This is a genomic window from Klebsiella sp. CD33 (assembly GCF_051992865.1).
Lineage (GTDB): Bacteria > Pseudomonadota > Gammaproteobacteria > Enterobacterales > Enterobacteriaceae > Klebsiella > Klebsiella pneumoniae.
Genome location: NZ_CP197023.1, coordinates 3,190,854 through 3,210,158 on the forward strand (window position 1 = coordinate 3,190,854; position 19,305 = coordinate 3,210,158).

Genomic DNA, 19,305 nt, shown 5'->3' on the forward strand with positions numbered 1-19,305 from the left:
CGGAAATGAGTGCAAAGGAAAACGTTTACGCTTATCCTTAGTGCCCGGCAAAAAACAGCCCTGATGACTGAACCTATTAGCCGGAGCCTTCCATGACAGCACAATCCCAGGTATTGAAAATCCGCCGCCCAGACGACTGGCATATCCATCTGCGCGATGACGATATGCTGAAAACCGTCGTGCCTTATACCAGTGAGTTTTATGGCCGGGCGATCGTGATGCCGAATCTGGTGCCGCCTGTCACCACCGTCGCGGCGGCTATCGCTTACCGCCAGCGCATTATGGACGCCGTGCCGGCCGGGCATGATTTTACCCCGCTGATGACCTGCTATCTGACAGACTCTCTCGACCCAGCGGAGCTGGAACGCGGCTTTAACGAAGGGGTGTTCACCGCCGCCAAGCTCTACCCGGCCAATGCCACCACTAACTCCAGCCACGGCGTCACCAGCACCGACGCCATTATGCCAGTGCTGGAGCGGATGGAAAAACTGGGGATGCCGTTGCTCGTTCACGGCGAAGTCACTCACGCCGAGATTGATATTTTCGATCGTGAAGCGCGCTTTATTGAGACGGTGATGGAGCCCCTGCGCCAGCGCCTGCCCGGCCTGAAAGTGGTTTTTGAACATATCACCACCAAAGACGCCGCCGAGTACGTGCGTGACGGTAATGAACTGCTGGCTGCTACCATCACCCCGCAGCATCTGATGTTCAACCGCAACCATATGCTGGTGGGCGGCATTCGCCCTCACCTGTACTGTCTGCCGGTACTTAAACGCAATATTCATCAGCAGGCTCTGCGGGAGCTGGTCGCCAGCGGCTTCAGCCGCGCCTTCCTCGGCACCGACTCCGCACCGCACGCCCGCCACCGTAAGGAAGCCAGCTGTGGCTGCGCCGGCTGCTTTAACGCCCCGACCGCCCTCGGCAGCTACGCCACGGTGTTTGAAGAAATGAACGCTCTGCAGCACTTTGAGGCTTTCTGCTCGCTGAACGGCCCACGCTTCTACGGTCTGCCGGTCAATGAGAGCTACGTTGAACTGGTGCGTGAAGAGACGACCGTTGTGGACAGCATTGCCCTGCCTAATGACACCCTGGTGCCCTTCCTGGCGGGTGAAACCGTTCGCTGGACCGTGAAGAAATAAAAACGCAGCCCCCTGTTGTCAACGCCAACCGGATACTGTATAAATAACCAGTATCAAACGCAGGGGGCAATTATGCGCATTGAAGTGTCTATCGCCAAAACGACCGCCTTACCTAACGGCGCGCTGGAAGCGCTGAATAACGAACTCTCTCGCCGTATCGCCGAGCAATTCCCGGCCATCGATAGCCAGGTGAGCGTCCGCTACGCCACCGGTAATCAGCTCTCGGTGTTTGGCGCCCTGAAAGAAGACAAAGACCGGATAAGCGAAATCCTGCAGGAAACATGGGAAAGCGCGGACGACTGGTTTGTCCACGATCTCTCCTGAAGCATGGCGGGATCCAGTTACTCTGGTTTGCTCCCTCATTGTGCTTTTTTTGCCGGGTCGCCCCGGCTTTTTTTATCCCCTCTTCTGTTCAGAATAGTCCTGATTATTCTGCTCAATATCGACTAAAGTGGCCATTTTACGCGCTTATCTTGAGTAAAAAAGCGGCAAAAGAAGAAAATCATGCTGCCTTTCATTTAATTTCTCGAGTTTATTCTTGATCCCTGATATAATTAACTTGCTTCAAAAAATATGCATTAAACCTCGAGAATTGTTGTCTTTTAACATATGAATAAGGGGTTATGATGGAAAAAAATAATGAAGTCATTCAGACCCATCCCCTCGTTGGATGGGACATCAGCACCGTTGATAGCTACGATGCGCTGATGTTGCGCCTGCACTACCAGAACCCCACTCAAGAAAACAGTAATGATGCTGAGATCGGCCAGACGCTATGGCTAACGACGGACGTCGCACGTCAGTTTATTTCAATCCTGGAAGCAGGCATTGCGAAGATTGAATCTGGCGAATACCAGGAAAACGAGTACCGCCGACATTAACGCGGCTTGCGAATGACTTAACATTAAACTTAACAGGCACCTGCGGGTGCCTGAATTATTTTCGGGCTTGTATAAGCACAGGGAGTTAATTACCCTGCTAACAAGGCAATTACCCGGAACTCACCATGCAATACGATCTTATCATTATTGGCAGCGGCTCCGTCGGCGCCGCCGCTGGCTATTATGCGCGCCGTGCCGGACTCAATGTTCTGATGACCGATGCCCATCAACCTCCCCACCAGGAAGGCAGCCATCACGGCAGCAGCCGTCTTATCCGTCACGCCTATGGCGAAGGTGAGAAATATGTTCCGCTGGTGCTGCGTGCCCAGCAGCTATGGGATGAACTGGCAGAGATCAGTGGCGAAGCCGTGTTTGAACGCACCGGCGTCATTAACCTCGGCCCCGCCAGCTCCGCTTTTCTCGCCAACGTCGCCGCCAGCGCCCGTGCGTTCCAGCTTGAGGTGGAAGAGCTTGATGCCCAGGCCGTGATGCAGCGCTGGCCGGAGATACGCCTCCCCGATGACTATCGGGCGATTTTCGAACCCGCTTCCGGCGTACTGCGCAGCGAACTGGCCGTCGAAACCTGGATCCGACTGGCGCGGGAAGCAGGCTGCGCGCAGCTATTCAACTGTCCGGTCTCGGCTATTCATCACCATGCTGACGGGATCACCATCGATACCCTCGACGGTGAATATCATGGTAAAAAGCTGCTGGTCAGCGCCGGCACCTGGGTTACCCGCCTGCTGCCGGATCTCCCCATCCAGCCGGTACGCAAGGTCTTCGCCTGGTACCAGGCCGATGGCCGTTACAGCAGCAAAAATCATTTCCCGGCATTCACCGGCGAGTTGCCCAACGGCGATCAATATTACGGCTTCCCGGCGGAAGATAATGAACTGAAGATTGGCAAGCATAACGGCGGCCAGCCGATCTCCACCCCGCAGGAACGGGTAGCGTTTGGCGCTGTCGCCAGCGATGGTTCCGAATCCTTCCCGTTTTTGCGTAACGTCCTGCCTGGCATCGGCGGCTGCCTGCACGGCGCCTCCTGTACCTACGACAATACCGTCGATGAGGACTTTATTATCGATACGTTGCCAGGCAGGCCAGACACGCTGCTGATCACCGGGCTGAGCGGCCACGGCTTTAAGTTTGCGCCGGTGCTGGGCGAAATTGCCAGTCAGTTTGCTCAGGGCGAAGCATCGAGCTTCAATCTGGCCCCCTTTTCTCTGGCGCGCTTTAACGCGTAATGGAATGCGGCACTTTTGCCGTCGGGTAAAGAAACGGCCTCTGCTGAGGCCGTTAGTGATTGAGAGCGGTTATGCGTCGCCTGTTTAATATGCTGGTCAACAACGTGCGCGAGCATTTTATGATCTACCTGGCGCTCTGGCTGCTGCTGGCGATCATCGATCTCGTCTGGTTATGGTTTTTCTGACGGCTCCGGATCGAGGATCCCGAGTTTGGTATTCAGCCGGCCACGGGATTTATTAAAGATTTTGTTGCCGTTTTCACGCCCGGCGCGCAGCTTACGCTGCTCCTCTTCCGGTAGCTTATGCTCTTCCATGCAGGCTTCGCTACAGCAGCCGGCAAACTTCTCGGCGCAGCTCGGGCACTGGATAAACAGCAGATGGCAGCCATCGTTCAGGCAGTTAGTATGGGTGTCGCACGGCGCGCCGCACTGATGACAGTGCGCGATAACGTCATTGGAGATCCGCTCGCCCATCCGCTCATCAAAGACAAAGTTTTTGCCAATGAAGCGCACCGGTAGCCCCTGCTCGCGGGCGCGACGGGCGTACTCGATGATGCCACCCTCGATGTGCCAGACCTTATTGAAGCCGTTATGCTTCATCCAGGCGCTGGCTTTTTCACAGCGAATGCCGCCGGTGCAATACATGACAATTTTCTTGTCTTTATGGTCCTGCATCATTTCCACGGCTTTCGGCAGCTGGTCGCGGAAGGTATCCGCCGGGATCTCCAGCGCGTTTTCGAAATGGCCCACCTCATATTCATAGTGGTTGCGCATATCGATAAACACGGCATCCGGATCGTCAAGCATCGCGTTGACTTCCGCCGCCTTGAGATACTCCCCCACATTGGAGGCGTCAAACGAGGGATCGTCGATGCCGTCGGCGACGATACGATCGCGAACTTTCAGGCGCAGCACCCAGAAAGACTTACCATCGTCCTCCACGGCGATATTGAAACGCAGCCCCGCCAGCGCCGGATCGAAGCCATAGAGAAACTCACGCAGAGCCTCAACGTTGCTTTGCGGCACGCTGATTTGCGCGTTGATCCCTTCCCGGGCCAGATAGATGCGGCCAAAGACCTTCAGCTGGGTTAAGGCAACCCACAGCGCATCGCGGGTCGCCTGCGGGTCGACAATGGTGAAATATTTATAGAATGAGATCGTCGTGCGCGGCTCGGTTTCAGCCAGCATTTGCGCCTTTAACGTCTCATTTGAAATGCGGTTGTGTAACACTGGCATGGTGTACCTGCTCGACATAGAAATGAGGAAATAAACGGCGGGCATGATATAGCAAAGCTAATTAATTTACATCCCTACATTTTACGCTACATTTCTCTCACCCGGTCACGCCCCGCTTAACAAAACGATCTGACTGCCGCCGCCTTTGGCTGGCCGGTAAAAAAATGCGATAATATAAGACGTTGCTCACTGATACGGGTATCAAATGACTCATTTGCCTAAATTTTCTCCGGCGCTGCTACATCCGCGCTATTGGCTGCTGTGGCTGGGTATCGGCCTGCTGTGGCTGGTTGTCCAACTGCCCTACCCGCTGATCTACCGCCTCGGGAACGCCATCGGCCGTCTGGCCATGCGCTTTATGAAGCGCCGGGCGAAAATCGCCTATCGCAACCTTGAGCTCTGCTTCCCCGAGAAAAGCGAGCAGGAACGCCACCGAATGGTGGTGATGAACTTTGAATCGGTGGGCATGGGGCTGATGGAGACCGGTATGGCCTGGTTCTGGCCGGTTCGCCGTATCGCCCGCTGGACCGACACCATCGGCTTTGAGCATATTCGCGATGTGCAGGCGCAGCAGCGCGGCATTCTGCTGATCGGTATTCATTTCCTCACTCTCGAGATGGGTGCGCGGATGTTCGGTATGAACGAGCCGGGGATTGGCGTCTATCGCCCCAACGACAACCCGGTGATCGACTGGCTGCAGACCTGGGGCCGCTTGCGCTCCAACAAGGATATGATTGACCGTAAGGATCTGAAAGGCATGATCCGGGCACTGAAAAAAGGCGAAGTGGTGTGGTACGCACCGGATCACGATTACGGCCCGACCGCCAGCGTCTTCGCCCCACTGTTTGCGGTCGACCAGGCGGCGACCACCTCCGGCACCTGGATGCTGGCGAAAATGTCCAAAGCCTGCATCGTGCCCTTCGTCCCGCGCCGCAAACCGAACGGTAAAGGTTATGAACTGATTATCCTGCCGCCAGAGTGTTCCCCGCCGCTGGACGACGCGGAAACCACCGCCGCGTGGATGAACAAGATCGTTGAGCAGTGCATCATGATGGCCCCGGAACAGTATATGTGGCTCCATCGTCGCTTCAAAACCCGCCCCGAAGGCATGCCCTCCCGCTACTGATCCCTTTTCCCGGCCGCGCTCATCCCGGCCGGGAAGCTTCGCCGCTCAGGCTTTAGGCTCTCCTTTAGCTTTAAAAGCTCTCCTCCATTGCGGCATCTATTTCTCAGGCGCATAATTAGCAGGCTCATATTTTCTCTTAATTTGACCTGCCGCGCAGGCCAGTGGAACCCTATGTCGTCTGCTGAAACCCCCATTAACTGGAAACGAAACCTGACCGTGACCTGGCTTGGCTGCTTTTTAACCGGCGCCGCCTTCAGCCTGGTCATGCCCTTTCTGCCACTCTACGTCGAACAGCTCGGCGTCACCGGGCATAGCGCCCTGAACATGTGGTCCGGGCTGGTCTTTAGTATTACCTTTCTTTTCTCTGCCATCGCCTCGCCGTTCTGGGGGGGGCTTGCTGATCGCAAGGGGAGAAAAATCATGCTGCTGCGTTCCGCCCTCGGGATGGCCATCGTGATGATGCTGATGGGAATGGCGCAGAATATCTGGCAGTTTCTGCTGCTGCGCGCATTGCTCGGCCTGCTGGGCGGTTTTATTCCTAACGCCAACGCCCTGATCGCCACCCAGATCCCGCGCCATAAAAGCGGCTGGGCGCTGGGGACACTGTCTACCGGCGCGGTAAGCGGCGCCCTGCTCGGCCCGCTGGCAGGTGGCTTCCTGGCCGACCACTGGGGATTGCGCACCGTCTTCTTTATGACCGCGGCGGTACTATTTATCTGTTTCTTGTTTACCCTGTTTTTAATCCGCGAAAATTTTGTGCCGATCGCCAGGAAAGAGATGCTCAGTGCCAGAGAGGTGTTCTCCTCGCTGCAGAATCCCAAACTGGTGCTCAGCCTGTTTGTGACCTCGCTGATAATCCAGGTGGCCACCGGTTCCATTGCGCCGATCCTGACGCTTTATGTACGCGATCTCGCGGGCAACGTCAGTAACATCGCCTTTATCAGCGGAATGATCGCCTCGGTGCCGGGCATTGCCGCGCTGATGAGCGCCCCGCGGCTGGGCAAACTGGGGGATCGCATCGGGCCGGAAAAAATCCTCATCGTGGCGCTGATTATCTCGGTGCTACTCCTGATCCCGATGTCGTTCGTTCAGACCCCGCTGCAGTTAGGTATCCTGCGATTCCTGCTCGGCGCCGCGGACGGCGCGCTGCTGCCGGCGGTGCAAACCCTGCTGGTGTACAACTCCACCAGTCAGATCTCCGGGCGAATCTTCAGCTATAACCAGTCGTTCCGCGATATTGGCAACGTTACCGGCCCCCTGATTGGCGCGTCGGTTTCCGCTAACTATGGCTTCCGCGCTGTATTTCTGGTCACCGCAGGGGTGGTATTGTTTAATGCGATCTACTCCACCCTCAGCCTGCGTCGGCCAGCCGCGGATACTTCGCATTCAGTAAATTAACGTCGAGAGTGGCTCTGTCCCTTGACGCCGTGCGTACCGCCTTCTATAGATTGAATCGTGTTCAATTCATATTCTTCTCAGGAGATTCGCTATGCCAAAGGATTCGATGTTCTACGCCACGCTTGAAGAAGCTATTGATGCAGCACGTGAAGAATTTCTCGCCAACAACCCTGACAGCGATGAAGAGAGCGCCAACGTTGAGCAGCTCAACATTCAAAAGTATGTGCTGCAGGATGGCGATATCGCCTGGCAGGCCGAATTTTTTGCTGACGAAGAGGAACAAGGCGAATGCCTCCCGATGCTCAGCGGCGAAGCCGCGCAGAGCGTCTTCGACGGGGATTATGATGAGATAGAGCTGCGTCAGGAGTGGCTGGAGGAAAATACGCTCCACGAATGGGATGAAGGCGAATTTCAGCTCGAGCCCTCGCTGGACACCGAAGAGGGGCAGACGGCAGCCGACGAGTGGGACGAGCGTTAATCAGTTATAGGGTCCGTGGCTGGCGTCCAGAGGCAGCAGAAGCGTATCAAATACCAGCGAGAACGGCAGGTCGAGAATGGTGAGATAGCGCCATGCCGAATCGCGAACATCCCACTGTACGCCCGGGTAATATTGATTGCCATGCCCCTGCCCGGGCACCGTACGGCTGATAATGCTGCCGCAGCCGCTGAGCAGCAGCGCCATGGCAATGATCGGTAGTATTCGCATCCACATCCTCGTATTTCAGATAAAAAAATACCGGCATCGCTGCCGGTATTTTCCTTAACGTGCGGCTTATTTCGTTTTCAGCGCCAGCGGGTTAAGCGCCAACTGCTGATAGGCGTTCACCCATGAAGAGTATTTCTCCGGCGCGGCCCATACGCGATAGTGCAGACGCGACATGGTTACCGGGTCGCTCAACAGCACCAGTCGGCGATCGCGGTTCAGCTTATCCGGCGTTTCATTCAGCGCCTGCTCGACATGGCGCTCGCGGGCGATCTCCAGGATATGACCCTGACGGTGGCGCGCAGTGGCCATTGCGGTGGCGAGGGCGTTAAACGACGGATTAAACACCGCGTGCATAAAGCCATCGTCCAGCGAACGCTGACGGTTCATCGTCAGGTACGCATCGGTATCCTTGAGCACCTGCGGCGGCGAATACTCTTCCGGGATCAGGAACAGCTTCCAGCGCTTGGTGCGCAGGCCCACTGTCGCCCGGCTCGAAATCGCCGACACGAACGGCGAGAGGATGAGCGAGACAACAATCGGCGCTAGCCAGAACAGGAAGCGTAGATCCAGCCATGCCATCCCGACCGCCCACACCAGCCCCAGCAGCAGCTGCGAGCCGTGGCGCATAAAGGCTTCCCCCCACGGCGTGGAGTCATCATCACGCTGCGGCGAATTCCATACCACCTCCCAGCCGAGGAAGGCGCTGACCACGAAGACCGTGTGGAACAGCATACGGACCGGCGCCAGCAGGACCGAGAACAGGACCTCCAGCAGCAGTGAAAGCGTGACGCGGATAAATCCGCCGTACTCTTTCGGCCCTTTACACCACACCAGAATAATACTCAGCAGCTTCGGCAGGAACAGCAGCACCATGGTCGAGGCGAACAGCGCGATGGCCAGCTCAGGCCGCCACTGCGGCCACACCGGGAACAGCTGACGCGGCTGCAGGAAGTACTGCGGTTCGGTCAGGGCATGCACCACCTGCAACGCCGTCGACAGGGCAAGGAACATAAACCACAGCGGCGCCGACAGGTAGGACATCACGCCGGTAAGGAACACCGCCCGGTGAACCGGGTGCATCCCTCTGACAAGGAACAGGCGGAAGTTCATCAGGTTGCCCTGACACCAGCGACGGTCGCGTTTCAGCTCGTCCAGCAGGTTCGGCGGCAGCTCCTCATAGGAGCCCGGCAGATCGTAGGCAATCCACACCCCCCAGCCGGCACGGCGCATCAGCGCGGCTTCGACGAAGTCGTGCGACAGGATCGACCCGGCAAAGTTGCCCTCGCCCGGCAGCGGCGCCAGCGCGCAGTGCTCAATGAACGGCTTCACGCGAATTATGGCGTTGTGGCCCCAGTAGTGGGACTCCCCCAACTGCCAGAAGTGCAGACCCGCCGTAAACAGCGGACCGTACACCCGGGTGGCAAACTGCTGGCAACGCGCATACAGCGTATCCATGCCCGAGGCGCGCGGGGAAGACTGGATGATCCCGGCATTCGGGTTCGCTTCCATCAGGCGCACCAGGCTGCTCAGACACTCACCGGTCATCACCGAGTCAGCGTCCAGCACCACCATATAGCTATACTGGCTGCCCCAGCGGCGGCAGAAGTCATCGATGTTGCCGCTCTTACGCTTCACTCGACGACGACGGCGGCGGTAGAAGATCTGCCCTTCGCCCTGCACTTCGGCAATCAGCTCCATCCACGCCTTTTGCTCAGCCACACAGATATCGGGGTTATAGCTATCGCTGAGGATATAGACGTCGAAATGAGCGGCGTTACCGGTCGCTTTCACCGACTCCCAGGTCGCCCGCAGGCCGGCGAAAACGCGGTCAACGTCTTCGTTACAAATCGGCATTATCAGCGCCGTACGGTGCGCCGGGTTCAACGGTTCGTCACCGACCGTCGAGGCGGAAATACTGTACTTATCGCGGCCGATCAATAGCTGCAGGAAGCCCATTAACGCGGTCCAGAAGCCGGCGGAAACCCAGCAGAACAGCACCGCGAAGAGGATCAGAATGCCGCTCTGCAACACGTACGGCAGCAGCTGCATGAACGAGATCCACAGGTTCTGCCCCACCATGTCGGCCGGGTTGATCAGCGCCCAGCCCTGATAAGGCAGAATGGTTTTCATATACCAGGTGGCTACCACGGTCTGCGACAGCGTCAGCAGCAGCAGGATATAGCGACGAATGGTGCCGACGGTACGCCATTTTTGCTCACTCTCGCGCTCTTCTTGCGTCAGACGGGAGAGATAGCGCGGCGTGACATCGCGTCCGCGCAGACGGTCCCAGAAGCGGCCGACCGGGTTGGTACGCCACGGGTCCGGGATCATCGAGGAGCGCTTGGCTTTAGGCATCGCATGCAGCTGAGTACGGCCTTCATCATCCTTCACCAGCTGATCGCCAGACAGCGAATCCGGCCAGCTGTGCGCCAGCCGTGCCTTGACCGACCCCAGCGGGGAGTCGTCTTCGCGGGCGAAGGTCTGATGGTCGTCATCCAGGGCCTGATGAACGGCCTGCAGGCTGGTGTCCGGCAGCGCCGATTTCTCGGCGTCCGACAGCGGCAATGCGTCAATGTACTTTGTTATCTTATTCATTGGCAGGCAGCTGATAGCTCCAGGTTTCGCTCAACGTGTCATCACCGTTAACCAGCGCGGCGCGCATTTCCGTCGTTTTCTTCGGATCTTTCACCTTCAAACGCAGGATCATTCGCCAGCCTTTGGTCACCGGATTGTAACGCACGGTATTTTCAACGATTTCAGCGTTATCGCCGGTACTCGCCTGGGCGGCGACCGGGGTATCCGCCGGCAGTTTTTTCATATCGGCGCCGGTGAAGTCGACAATGAAAGCAATGGTGCCGTCCGGCTGGCGGATCAGGTTCGACTGCTTCACGTCGCCGGTAGAGCGGCGGGTCTGCATAACGTAAGCGTTATCCGGCGCATGCAGCTTGTCTTCATCGCGGCTGAAGGTGATGGTGTACTTGAAGTTCATCTCCTTGCCCGGCTCCGGCAGCTGATCCGGCGTCCAGTAAGTCACGATGTTATCGTTGGTTTCATCGTTGGTCGGGATTTCAACCAGTTCGATTTTCCCTTTGCCCCACTCCCCTTTCGGGGTGATCCAGGCGCTCGGACGCAGGTCATAACGATCGTCGAGATCCTCGAAGCGCGAGAACTGACGGCCGCGCTGCAGCAGGCCGAACCCTTGCGGGTTTTCCATCGCATAGCTGCTAACGGCAAGGTGTTTCGGGTTGTTCAGCGGACGCCAGATCCACTCGCCGTTACCGGCCAGGATCGACAGACCATTGGAGTCGTGTAGCGCCGGACGATAGTTAAGCGCCGGAGAAGGCTGGTTGGAACCGAACAGGAACATGCTGGTCAGCGGCGCCACGCCCAGTTTGCCCACTTTGTCACGCAGGTAAACTTTGGACTGGACATCTACCACGGTGTCGCGTCCCGGCATGATGACAAAGCGATAAGCGCCGGTTGCCCGCGGGGAGTCCAGCAGCGCATAGATAGTCAGACGTTTGTCGGTGGCTTTAGGACGCTCGATCCAGAACTCGCGAAAACGCGGGAACTCTTCGCCGGACGGCAGCGCGGTATCGATAGCCAGGCCACGCGCGGACAGGCCGTAAACCTGACCCTGACCCAGCACGCGGAAGTAGCTGGCACCGAGCATGCTGACGATCTCATCGTTCTTATCTTTGCTATTGATCGGATACAGTACTTTGAAGCCGGCGAAACCGAGGTCTTTCACCGTGTCTTTATCGTGCTGAACGTTACCAAAGTTAAAATAGTCCGGGCTATATTTAATTTTGCGCACGCTGGTGGCCGTCACTTCATTGATGGTGACCGGCGTGTCGAAGTACATACCCTGATGGTAAAATTCAAGCTTGAATGGGGTTTTCTGGTTATTCCAGTAAGCTTTATCGTGATTAAACTGAATTTGCTGGTAATCCGCGTATTTCATGTCGCGGAAAGCGGAGGGCAGGTTACTCTTCGGCGCTTCATAGCCTTTCCCGGCTAACGTTTTGGCCTCTTTTGCAACGTCATCAATGCTAAATGCCCATGCAGATGAAGTACACAGGGACAACATTACGGCTGCGCTTAACCAACGCATTTTCATCATCTGTGGTTTATGTTTCATATAAGTAAGCACTTCCCCCTTTGTGTGCTTAAATCGATCCGATCTATTTTAATGGAAACTCAGGCAATCCGACAACATAATCCCTGCTTTGTTCAGCGTAGCGGCGCAGGGAATAAACAGTTCGCTATCCCGTTTGCACTTTGCGTGCTTATCCTGGAGACAGGTACCCCGAGTTCATGTAGGGTTGCTGATAATGTAAGCGTTATCATCTTGAGTGATAAGACGAATTATCTGAGATTGTCGTGAATCGTATGAATAATACTCCGGTACAGCGTGAATATTTCTTCGACAGCATCCGCGCCTGGCTGATGCTGCTGGGGATCCCTTTCCACATTTCGCTGATTTATTCCAGCCACAGCTGGCATGTCAACAGCGCTGAGCCCTCGTGGTGGTTGACGCTGTTTAATGACTTCATCCATGCCTTCCGGATGCAGGTCTTTTTCGTCATCTCCGGCTATTTCTCCTACATGCTGTTCCTGCGCTACCCGTTGAAAAAGTGGTGGAAAGTGCGCGTCGAACGGGTCGGTATTCCGCTGCTGACCGCTATCCCACTGCTGACGCTGCCGCAGTTTATTATGCTGCAGTACGTCAACGGCAAGGCGGAAAACTGGCACACCCTTTCCGGGTACGACAAATTTAACACCCTGGCGTGGGAGCTTATTTCCCACCTGTGGTTTTTACTGGTGCTGGTGGTGCTGACCTCGTTGGGCGTGGTGCTATTTAAATGGCTGACGCGCCGCCCGGCAGGGGGTGCCTCAGCCTTTGGTGACACTGTCACTATGGGCCAGCTAACGATGATTTTCCTTGCGCTGGGGGTGCTTTACGCGCTGATCCGCCGATCGCTGTTCCTGATTTACCCGCCGCTGCTTAGCAATGGTCTGTTTAACTTTGTGGTGATGCAGACGCTGTTCTATCTTCCCTTCTTTGTGCTGGGGGCGCAGACCTTTATTAATCCGCGGCTGAAGGCGATGTTTACCACCCCGTCACCATGGTGTTGCGCAGCGGCGCTGCTGGGATTTATCGCCTACCGGCTGAACCAGCAGTACGGCTCCGGCGACGGCTGGATGTATGAAACGGAATCGGTGATCACCATGGTGCTTGGGCTGTGGATGGTCAATGTGGTCTTTTCGCTCGGCCATCGCCTGCTGAACTTCCAGTCGGCGCGCGTAACCTATTTCGTCAATGCTTCGCTGTTTATTTACCTGGTGCACCATCCGCTGACGCTGCTGTACGGGGCGTGGATCACCCCGGCCATTAAGTCCAATACCTTAGGCTTTATTGGCGGGTTGGTTTTTGTGGTGGGTATTGCCCTGATCCTGTATGAAATTCATCTGCGCATTCCGCTGCTGCGTTTCCTGTTCTCCGGTAAACCGATGAACAAACCGGCCAAAACCCCAGCCTCGGCCAGCTAACCATTAGCCTGTGCGGCACGCCAGGCGTGCCGTATTATGCCTGCTCGTCAAAAAGCCGGTCGAAAATCATATTGTACAGGGCTTCTAAATCTGCCTTATCGACCGGGGTGGAGGCGCTCAGCTCACAGCGGTAGGCTGCCCCCTCTGTCAGAACGGCGATGAGCTCTGATGCGGCATTGCGTCGCGCATCGCTGAGCCCGGGATGGTAGCGCTGCGACAGGCGACCGCCCTCCTCTTTAAACCGCCGATCGGCCTGCATCAGGATCTCACGCAAGCGGGGGTTACGCGAGGCCTCGGCATTGATCTCCATCAGCAGATAATTATCGCTTTTGGTGGCTGCCGACGTCGGGATCCTGCCAGCCAAAACCGCCGCTTTACGCGCCAGATTGTGGTTCTCATCGATCATCTCCCCGACCCTGGCGTTGACGATTTTGCTAACAATCGCTTCGATGATCGCTTCCTTGCTGGCAAAAATGCGATATAGCTGACCGACGCTCAGGCCCGCTTCCCGGGCGATATCGGCGACGGAAGCGCCGTGCAGCCCCTTTTCAGCGAAACATTTTTGCGCGGCGACAACGATCTCCGCGCGGCGCGCCTGCTGTTTCTGCTGGACTTTTCCTTCTGACACCCTGCTCCCTCCTGCTACCCATCATTCCCGTCAAGACTGGCGGTTATCATAGCCTATTCTGTTGAATCAGGGGTATGACGCCAGCAGGCGGCGATAGATAGCCGCCGTTTCCTCGTCAAAACAGACGAACAGGACGCGCTCAAGAGGATTATAGCGAGTGAGAAACGCGGTGACGGTGCGCACGGCGATCGCCGCCGCTTCCTCTTTCGGATAGCCATACACGCCGGTGCTTATCGCCGGAAACGCAATGGAGCGATAGTTGTTTGCCGAGGCCAACTGCAGACTGTTTTTGTAAGCATCGGCCAGGGTTTGCGCCTCCATGCGGTCGCCGCCGTGCCAGACCGGGCCCACGGTGTGGATCACCGCGCTGGCCGGCAGATTGCCGGCAATAGTAATTACCGCATGCCCGGGAGGGCATTCGCCCTGCTGCTGCAGCACCTGCTTGCAAGCCGCCAGCAGCGCGGGACCGGCCGCCCGGTGGATGGCCCCGTCTACTCCGCCACCACCCAGCAGCGAGGGATTTGCCGCATTAACAATCACATCGACATCAAGTGTCGTAATATCGCCGAGAATTACCTCAGGTTTAACAGCCATTTCTCCTCCTGTAGGCATAGCGTGTGGATACGGCTTTCTGCCGATACTAGGGCATTCTCGCCTGCGGGAGCAAGATTATCGCTTTGTCCGGTGACGAGAAGATAAAAAAACAGGACCCGTAAGGTCCTGTTTTTTAGTCGTCCCGCCGATCAGGCGTTGTCGTTGGCGAACGATTTATGCTTATCCGCACGGGCCGCCAGCCACAGGCCACTATTTTTCATGGCATAGCCAAAGACCAGACCCAGCGCCAGGGAAGGGATCACCAGACGCCAGTCGCCGTCTGCCGCGAAGGTCGCGCAGGCGCCGATAAAGGTGCCCGGGACAAACGACAGCAGCGTCCGTCGCGCCTGAATGCACATCAGGAAGGCGACCACACCGGTCATCATATAGCTGAGGATCTGCACCTGTGGCGCCAGCGCGCTACCGTGGATAATCACTAACGCCCAGGCCACGCCGCTCATCACCGTGCAGGACGAGATGGCCAGCCCTTTCAAGCCGCCCTGCGGGCAGGCGAAATAGGCCGTACAGCCGAGGAATCCGGCCCAGCTCAGCAGGCCGAGAGCGACCGCCACCCACCCCCAAATCCCGGAGAGGATGCCTGTCGTTAATGCGATTGCGAAGAGTATGTTCATGGCGCGTATCCTAGCAGATACGCGCCGGAAGAATGCGATCTAAAACACAGTATATGAATGAACTTTCTTTCAGTTTCATTCAAACAGTGATTTACATCACATATTATTGCTCATCTTCTTCCTGAAGCTCGTCCCACATCGCGGCGATGGCGTCGCGGGTCAACGGCGCCATGGTGCGCCAGAACGGCGTGTGCGCATGGGCTTCGACTTTCCCCAGCATCGTCCCGCACCACGGCAGGATATAGTCGGCGAACAGGAGCTCCAGCGTCTCGCTCTGGTCTTCTGCGGCATGATCCTCCAGCCAGGAGGCGGCCAGCAGCAGCGAGCCGAGATGATCCGCCGGACCTTCCCCTGTCGGGATGCCGTGTTCGCTCAGAAAAGCCCGAACTTCCGCTTCCGAGGAACCCTCCACCCACGCGCTACGGTACGGCGGGACGCTGCAGGCTTCACCGACGAACAGCGCATTATAGTCCGTCGCCAGGGACTGCATTTCACAGCTTTTCTGCAGACGCGCCAGCAGCTCGTCCTGCTCAAGCGGCCAGCTGGCGGCCAGTTTGCCCTCGCGGATCAGGGTAAACAGCGGCACCAGCAGCGGGTCCTGCGGTTGACGGTAATACAGCGAACCCAGCACGCGGCAGAGGATTGAAAACTCGTTCATTCAGTTATTCCAGTTATACAAATTAAAGGTCAGCAAATTCCGGGATCGCCGGCATGCCCCGCGACTCGAGGAAGTTAAGCAGGCGACGCGGAGAAACGTTGAGGATCCTCTCCTCCGGGAAATCGACCGCATCAAGGATCTTGCGGCATTCGGTAAACTCCCCGAGGGTAAAGGCGGTGTGAGAGTCCGAGCCCAGCGCCACCCATCCCCCGGCATCACGCACTGCGGCGGCGATGGCCCGGCAGTTGTCTTCACTGCCCACGCGCGATGATACGAACGAGGAGTTATTAATCTCCAGCGCCACCTGGTAGCGAGCCGCCGCTTCGGCAATCGCCGGGATATCCACCGGGAATTTCGGATTACCCGGATGGCTAATCATATGCACTTTACCGCTGGCCATCGCGGCTATCATCGCCTGTGTATGGGTGTCACGATCCTGCGGCGGAAACACCGGCTCATGAAATCCGGCGATGATCAGATCAAGAGAAGTCAACATCGGTCCGGAACAGTCGATCTCGCCTTCAATATTTTTAATATTCGACTCAATACCGCGCAGGATCCCCACCCCGTCTACCAGGCGGGGCCAGATGCGCATATTAACGAAGTGCCAGTAGTGCGGAGCATCCGCCATGTCCGGGCCGTGGTCGGTGATGGCGAAGAGTTTGATCCCTTTACGCTTTGCTTCCGCAATATAATCGTGCAGGGTGCTGTAGGCATGGGTGCTGGCGACGGTATGCATGTGCAGGTCAACGGGATACATCACATTCTCCTCTTCTGTTTGCCGCAAGAATAGCAGGAAACCGGGCTATTGATTAGCAAAAACCCCGCCGTGGCGGGGTTCTCTCGTCTTAATAACCGCGCTGGCGGTCGACCTGACCGCTTACCGGCTCCCCTCGCTCAAGCCGGCTAATGGTCTCCGCAATGTAGGTGATAGCTTCCATTGGACGGGTCACTGCCGCCACATGGGGGGTCATGGCCACCCGCGGATGCACCCATAGCGGGCTCTCCTGCGGCAGCGGTTCGCGACTGAAGACATCGAGCATCGCCCCTTTGAGCTTACCGCTGTTCAGCGCCGCCAGCAGATCCTCTTCAACGACATGCACGCCGCGAGCAAGGTTGAGGACATAGCTCTCATCAGGCAACTGCGCCAGCAGCGTCTGGTTAATAATGCCGGCGGTTTCGGCGGTATTCGGCAGCAGGTTGATCAGCACGCGAGTGCCCTGCAGGAATTCGCCCAGCTCGGCCTGGCCGGCGAAGCTCTGCACCTGCGGCCAGGATTTGCGGCTACGGCTCCAGACGCGAAGCGGGAACCCCCAGGGTTGCAGACTTTCCGCAACCTTCGCCCCCAGCACGCCGGCGCCCATAATCCCGACGGTGAATTCGTCGGCGCGGTACTCGGGCAGCGGCTGCCAGCGGGAAGCCAGCTTCAGCGCCTGATAGTCATCAAAGCGGCGGAACCAGTGCAGCACCTGGCTAACGGCATACTCCTGCATCTGCCGTCCCATACCGGTATCTTCGAGACGAAACAGCGGAATCGACAGCGGCAGCATATCCGGATGGTCGCGCAGCTTGCTGAGAATAGAGTCCACCCCTGCCCCGAGGGCGAACACGGCCTTCAGCGCCCGGCCCTGCAGCATCTCTACCGGCGGATGCCAGACCAGGGCATAGTCCGCCGGCCGGTTATCGCCCGCTTTCCACTCGCGCACCCGCGCGCCGGGTAACTGCTTTTCCAGCTCACAGATCCAGTATTGGGTATCAAAGGTCGGATGGTAAAAAATAATCTCCATAGGGGCTCCTGATAGCAGACGCCTTTGGCCGATTGACGCTGGCGTCTTATTTTACTCATTGTTTTCTATTGGTTTGCCAGCATAACAAATTTCCCCCGAGCGAAAAGGGAAAAGCTACTGGCGACAAAAAAAACGGATTTCGCACGTTTAAGGAGCAAGTTGCTCGAAGTTTGTCTAAACGCGCTTTTTTTGCAAAAAGTTGATTGACGGGCGATACGTATTTCCCTACATTAGCGCCCGTTCCCGACAACAACGGGAAAGACAATATGGTGAGGTGTCCGAGTGGCTGAAGGAGCACGCCTGGAAAGTGTGTATACGGCAACGTATCGGGGGTTCGAATCCCCCCCTCACCGCCATATTCGAGATGAGAGCCTGTACGAAAGTACGGGCTCTTTTCTTTTATATTCTCCACAGGGGGGGATGAGAACCCCCGACCGGGGTTCGACAACTGGCGCAGCCAGTTGGACAGACCGCGAGCCTGCGAGCGGGCTGCCCCGCAGGGGCGAGCGAAGCGAGTCAATCCCCCCCTCACCGCCATATTCGAGATGAGAGCCTGTACGAAAGTACGGGCTCTTTTCTTTTATATTCTCCACAGGGGGGGATGAGAACCCCCGACCGGGGTTCGACAACTGGCGCAGCCAGTTGGACAGACCGCGCACGCAGTAAGCGGGCTGCCCCGCAGGGGCGAGCGAAGCGAGTCAATCCCCCCCTCACCGCCATATTCAAGATGAGAGCCTGTACGCAAGCACGGGCTCTTTTCTTTTATATTCTCTGCCGGGGGGGGAGCCCCTCGAGAAAAGCCAATCCCGAAGCTAATCCTCCTCCATCCGCTGATACTCTTCGCTGAGGTAGTCCACCAGCGCCCTGACGGAGGGCAGCAGCCCGCGCCGTGAGGCAAATACCGCATGGATCACTTCCCGCCGCGGCTGCCACTCGTCCAGAACCACCTCTAATTCCCCTGACGCCAGCTGATCGCGCACCATTAATAAAGGAAGCTGCACCACGCCTACGCCGGCCATCGCCGCCTCGCGCAGCGCCAGCATATCGGTGGTCACCATTCGCGGCGTGAAATACACTTCCGCTCTCGCTCCCCCGGGCCCGGTGAGCTGCCATTTATGCTGATGCTTGTTCGCACCCAGGCTGAGCCCCGGCCAGGCGCTCAGCTCGGACGGCGCCTGCGGACGTCCGAGCCGGGAAATGAGATCCGGGCTGGCCACCAGCCGGTGCCCGCGGTCCGCCAGCACGCGCATCACCAGGTCGCTATCCTCGATGGGCCGGGGACGGACGCGGATCGCCACATCAATGCCCTCCCCGACCACATCCACCCGGCGGTTGGTCGCCTCAAGATGCAGCGTTACCCCAGGATAGCGCGCCATAAATCGCGCCAGCATCGGTCCGATATGGACATGCAGCAAGGTGACCGGACAGGTGATCCTGACGCTACCGCGCGGCTCGGCGCGCAGCGTCTCGACCGCCTGCTGCGCCGCCTCGGCCTCAATCAGCATCGCTTTGCAATGCTGATAAAAGGTCTGCCCGACCTCGGTGACCGCGAACTGACGGGTGGTTCGCTGAATCAAACGCACGCCCAACCGCTCCTCGAGTTGCGCAATGCGGCGGCTGAGTTTGGATTTCGGCTGGTCAAGCGCTCGCCCCGCCGCGGCGAAACCGCCATGGTCTACCACCTGGACAAACCAGGCGAAGTCATTGAGATCCTGCATCCTTCC

At 57.4% G+C, this 19,305-nt stretch carries 20 protein-coding genes, 1 tRNA gene and 2 other RNA genes; 12 read left to right on the top strand and 11 right to left on the bottom strand.

Annotated elements, in window-relative coordinates; all coding sequences use genetic code 11:
• Positions 1-92: 92 nt before the first annotated feature.
• From pyrC to ACR809_RS15945, 5 genes are all read left to right on the top strand, one after another.
• Positions 93-1,139, top strand: a complete 1,047-nt coding sequence (gene pyrC, locus ACR809_RS15925; protein WP_004176586.1) for a dihydroorotase — start codon at positions 93-95, stop codon at positions 1,137-1,139.
• A gap of 72 nt (positions 1,140-1,211) precedes the next feature.
• On the top strand, positions 1,212-1,463 hold the full coding sequence (gene dinI, locus ACR809_RS15930; RefSeq protein ID WP_002898994.1) for a DNA damage-inducible protein I: 252 nt from the start codon (positions 1,212-1,214) through the stop codon (positions 1,461-1,463).
• A gap of 302 nt (positions 1,464-1,765) precedes the next feature.
• The gene (bssS, locus tag ACR809_RS15935) at positions 1,766-2,020 is read left to right on the top strand and encodes a biofilm formation regulator BssS (protein ID WP_002898992.1); all 255 of its coding nucleotides are present in this window, start codon (positions 1,766-1,768) and stop codon (positions 2,018-2,020) included.
• Between the two features lie 125 nt (positions 2,021-2,145).
• Positions 2,146-3,264: an N-methyl-L-tryptophan oxidase gene (gene solA / locus ACR809_RS15940; protein ID WP_002898990.1), complete on the top strand. Its 1,119-nt coding sequence runs from the start codon at positions 2,146-2,148 to the stop codon at positions 3,262-3,264.
• 71 nt (positions 3,265-3,335) lie between these two features.
• A complete protein-coding gene (locus ACR809_RS15945; protein ID WP_002898988.1) occupies positions 3,336-3,449 on the top strand; it encodes a DUF2770 family protein in 114 nt (37 codons plus the stop codon).
• On the opposite strand, the gene trhO is transcribed toward ACR809_RS15945, so the two are convergent.
• Positions 3,435-4,499 (bottom strand): oxygen-dependent tRNA uridine(34) hydroxylase TrhO, encoded by a 1,065-nt coding sequence (gene trhO, locus ACR809_RS15950; RefSeq protein ID WP_002898987.1) that lies wholly within the window; start codon positions 4,497-4,499, stop codon positions 3,435-3,437. The two genes, ACR809_RS15945 and trhO, sit on opposite strands and share 15 nt — an antisense overlap.
• 205 nt (positions 4,500-4,704) lie before the next feature.
• On the opposite strand from trhO, the gene ACR809_RS15955 reads away from it, so the two are divergent.
• The 3 genes from ACR809_RS15955 (at position 4,705) to ACR809_RS15965 (ending at position 7,501) form a co-directional block, all read left to right on the top strand.
• Positions 4,705-5,625, top strand: coding sequence for a Kdo(2)-lipid IV(A) acyltransferase (locus tag ACR809_RS15955; RefSeq protein WP_032419104.1), 921 nt, complete (start codon positions 4,705-4,707; stop codon positions 5,623-5,625).
• 171 nt (positions 5,626-5,796) lie between these two features.
• Complete coding sequence (gene mdtG / locus ACR809_RS15960; protein ID WP_002898984.1) at positions 5,797-7,023, top strand: multidrug efflux MFS transporter MdtG; 1,227 nt, start codon at positions 5,797-5,799, stop codon at positions 7,021-7,023.
• Between the two features lie 91 nt (positions 7,024-7,114).
• Positions 7,115-7,501 (top strand): MysB family protein, encoded by a 387-nt coding sequence (locus ACR809_RS15965; protein ID WP_002898981.1) that lies wholly within the window; start codon positions 7,115-7,117, stop codon positions 7,499-7,501.
• Here ACR809_RS15965 and ACR809_RS15970 read toward each other — a convergent pair whose 3' ends face one another.
• From ACR809_RS15970 to mdoG, 3 genes are all read right to left on the bottom strand, one after another.
• Positions 7,502-7,729, bottom strand: a complete 228-nt coding sequence (locus ACR809_RS15970; protein WP_002898978.1) for a YceK/YidQ family lipoprotein — start codon at positions 7,727-7,729, stop codon at positions 7,502-7,504.
• A gap of 66 nt (positions 7,730-7,795) precedes the next feature.
• Entirely contained in the window at positions 7,796-10,324 is a 2,529-nt protein-coding gene (mdoH, locus tag ACR809_RS15975; protein ID WP_002898967.1) for a glucans biosynthesis glucosyltransferase MdoH, read from the bottom strand.
• Positions 10,317-11,870, bottom strand: coding sequence for a glucans biosynthesis protein MdoG (gene mdoG, locus ACR809_RS15980; protein ID WP_004140751.1), 1,554 nt, complete (start codon positions 11,868-11,870; stop codon positions 10,317-10,319). Before mdoG ends, mdoH begins: the two co-directional genes overlap by 8 nt.
• A gap of 251 nt (positions 11,871-12,121) precedes the next feature.
• On the opposite strand from mdoG, the gene mdoC reads away from it, so the two are divergent.
• Entirely contained in the window at positions 12,122-13,282 is a 1,161-nt protein-coding gene (gene mdoC / locus ACR809_RS15985; RefSeq protein ID WP_021469789.1) for a glucans biosynthesis protein MdoC, read from the top strand.
• A 34-nt stretch (positions 13,283-13,316) separates the two neighbouring features.
• On the opposite strand, the gene ACR809_RS15990 is transcribed toward mdoC, so the two are convergent.
• The 6 genes from ACR809_RS15990 to ghrA all read right to left on the bottom strand — a co-directional run bounded on the left by ACR809_RS15990 (position 13,317) and on the right by ghrA (position 17,581).
• Positions 13,317-13,910: a TetR/AcrR family transcriptional regulator gene (locus tag ACR809_RS15990; protein WP_122051421.1), complete on the bottom strand. Its 594-nt coding sequence runs from the start codon at positions 13,908-13,910 to the stop codon at positions 13,317-13,319.
• 66 nt (positions 13,911-13,976) lie between these two features.
• The gene (gene ymdB, locus ACR809_RS15995; RefSeq protein WP_004176593.1) at positions 13,977-14,504 is read right to left on the bottom strand and encodes an O-acetyl-ADP-ribose deacetylase; all 528 of its coding nucleotides are present in this window, start codon (positions 14,502-14,504) and stop codon (positions 13,977-13,979) included.
• Positions 14,505-14,653: 149 nt separating this feature from the next.
• Entirely contained in the window at positions 14,654-15,136 is a 483-nt protein-coding gene (locus ACR809_RS16000; RefSeq protein WP_002898950.1) for a DUF1097 domain-containing protein, read from the bottom strand.
• Positions 15,137-15,239: 103 nt separating this feature from the next.
• Positions 15,240-15,794, bottom strand: coding sequence for a TorD/DmsD family molecular chaperone (locus tag ACR809_RS16005; RefSeq protein ID WP_004140758.1), 555 nt, complete (start codon positions 15,792-15,794; stop codon positions 15,240-15,242).
• 22 nt (positions 15,795-15,816) lie between these two features.
• Entirely contained in the window at positions 15,817-16,554 is a 738-nt protein-coding gene (locus ACR809_RS16010) for a phosphatase (protein ID WP_004140764.1), read from the bottom strand.
• Between the two features lie 88 nt (positions 16,555-16,642).
• Positions 16,643-17,581, bottom strand: coding sequence for a glyoxylate/hydroxypyruvate reductase GhrA (ghrA, locus tag ACR809_RS16015; RefSeq protein ID WP_023284934.1), 939 nt, complete (start codon positions 17,579-17,581; stop codon positions 16,643-16,645).
• A gap of 268 nt (positions 17,582-17,849) precedes the next feature.
• On the opposite strand from ghrA, the gene ACR809_RS16020 reads away from it, so the two are divergent.
• From ACR809_RS16020 to ACR809_RS16030, 3 genes are all read left to right on the top strand, one after another.
• Positions 17,850-17,937: transfer RNA gene (locus tag ACR809_RS16020), tRNA-Ser, on the top strand.
• Positions 17,938-17,980: 43 nt separating this feature from the next.
• A non-coding RNA gene (locus ACR809_RS16025) (RtT sRNA) lies at positions 17,981-18,118 on the top strand.
• Positions 18,119-18,161: 43 nt separating this feature from the next.
• Positions 18,162-18,300, top strand: a non-coding RNA gene (locus ACR809_RS16030) — RtT sRNA.
• 93 nt (positions 18,301-18,393) lie between these two features.
• Here ACR809_RS16030 and ACR809_RS16035 read toward each other — a convergent pair.
• Entirely contained in the window at positions 18,394-19,299 is a 906-nt protein-coding gene (locus ACR809_RS16035; protein ID WP_004141420.1) for a LysR family transcriptional regulator, read from the bottom strand.
• Positions 19,300-19,305: the final 6 nt, after the last annotated feature.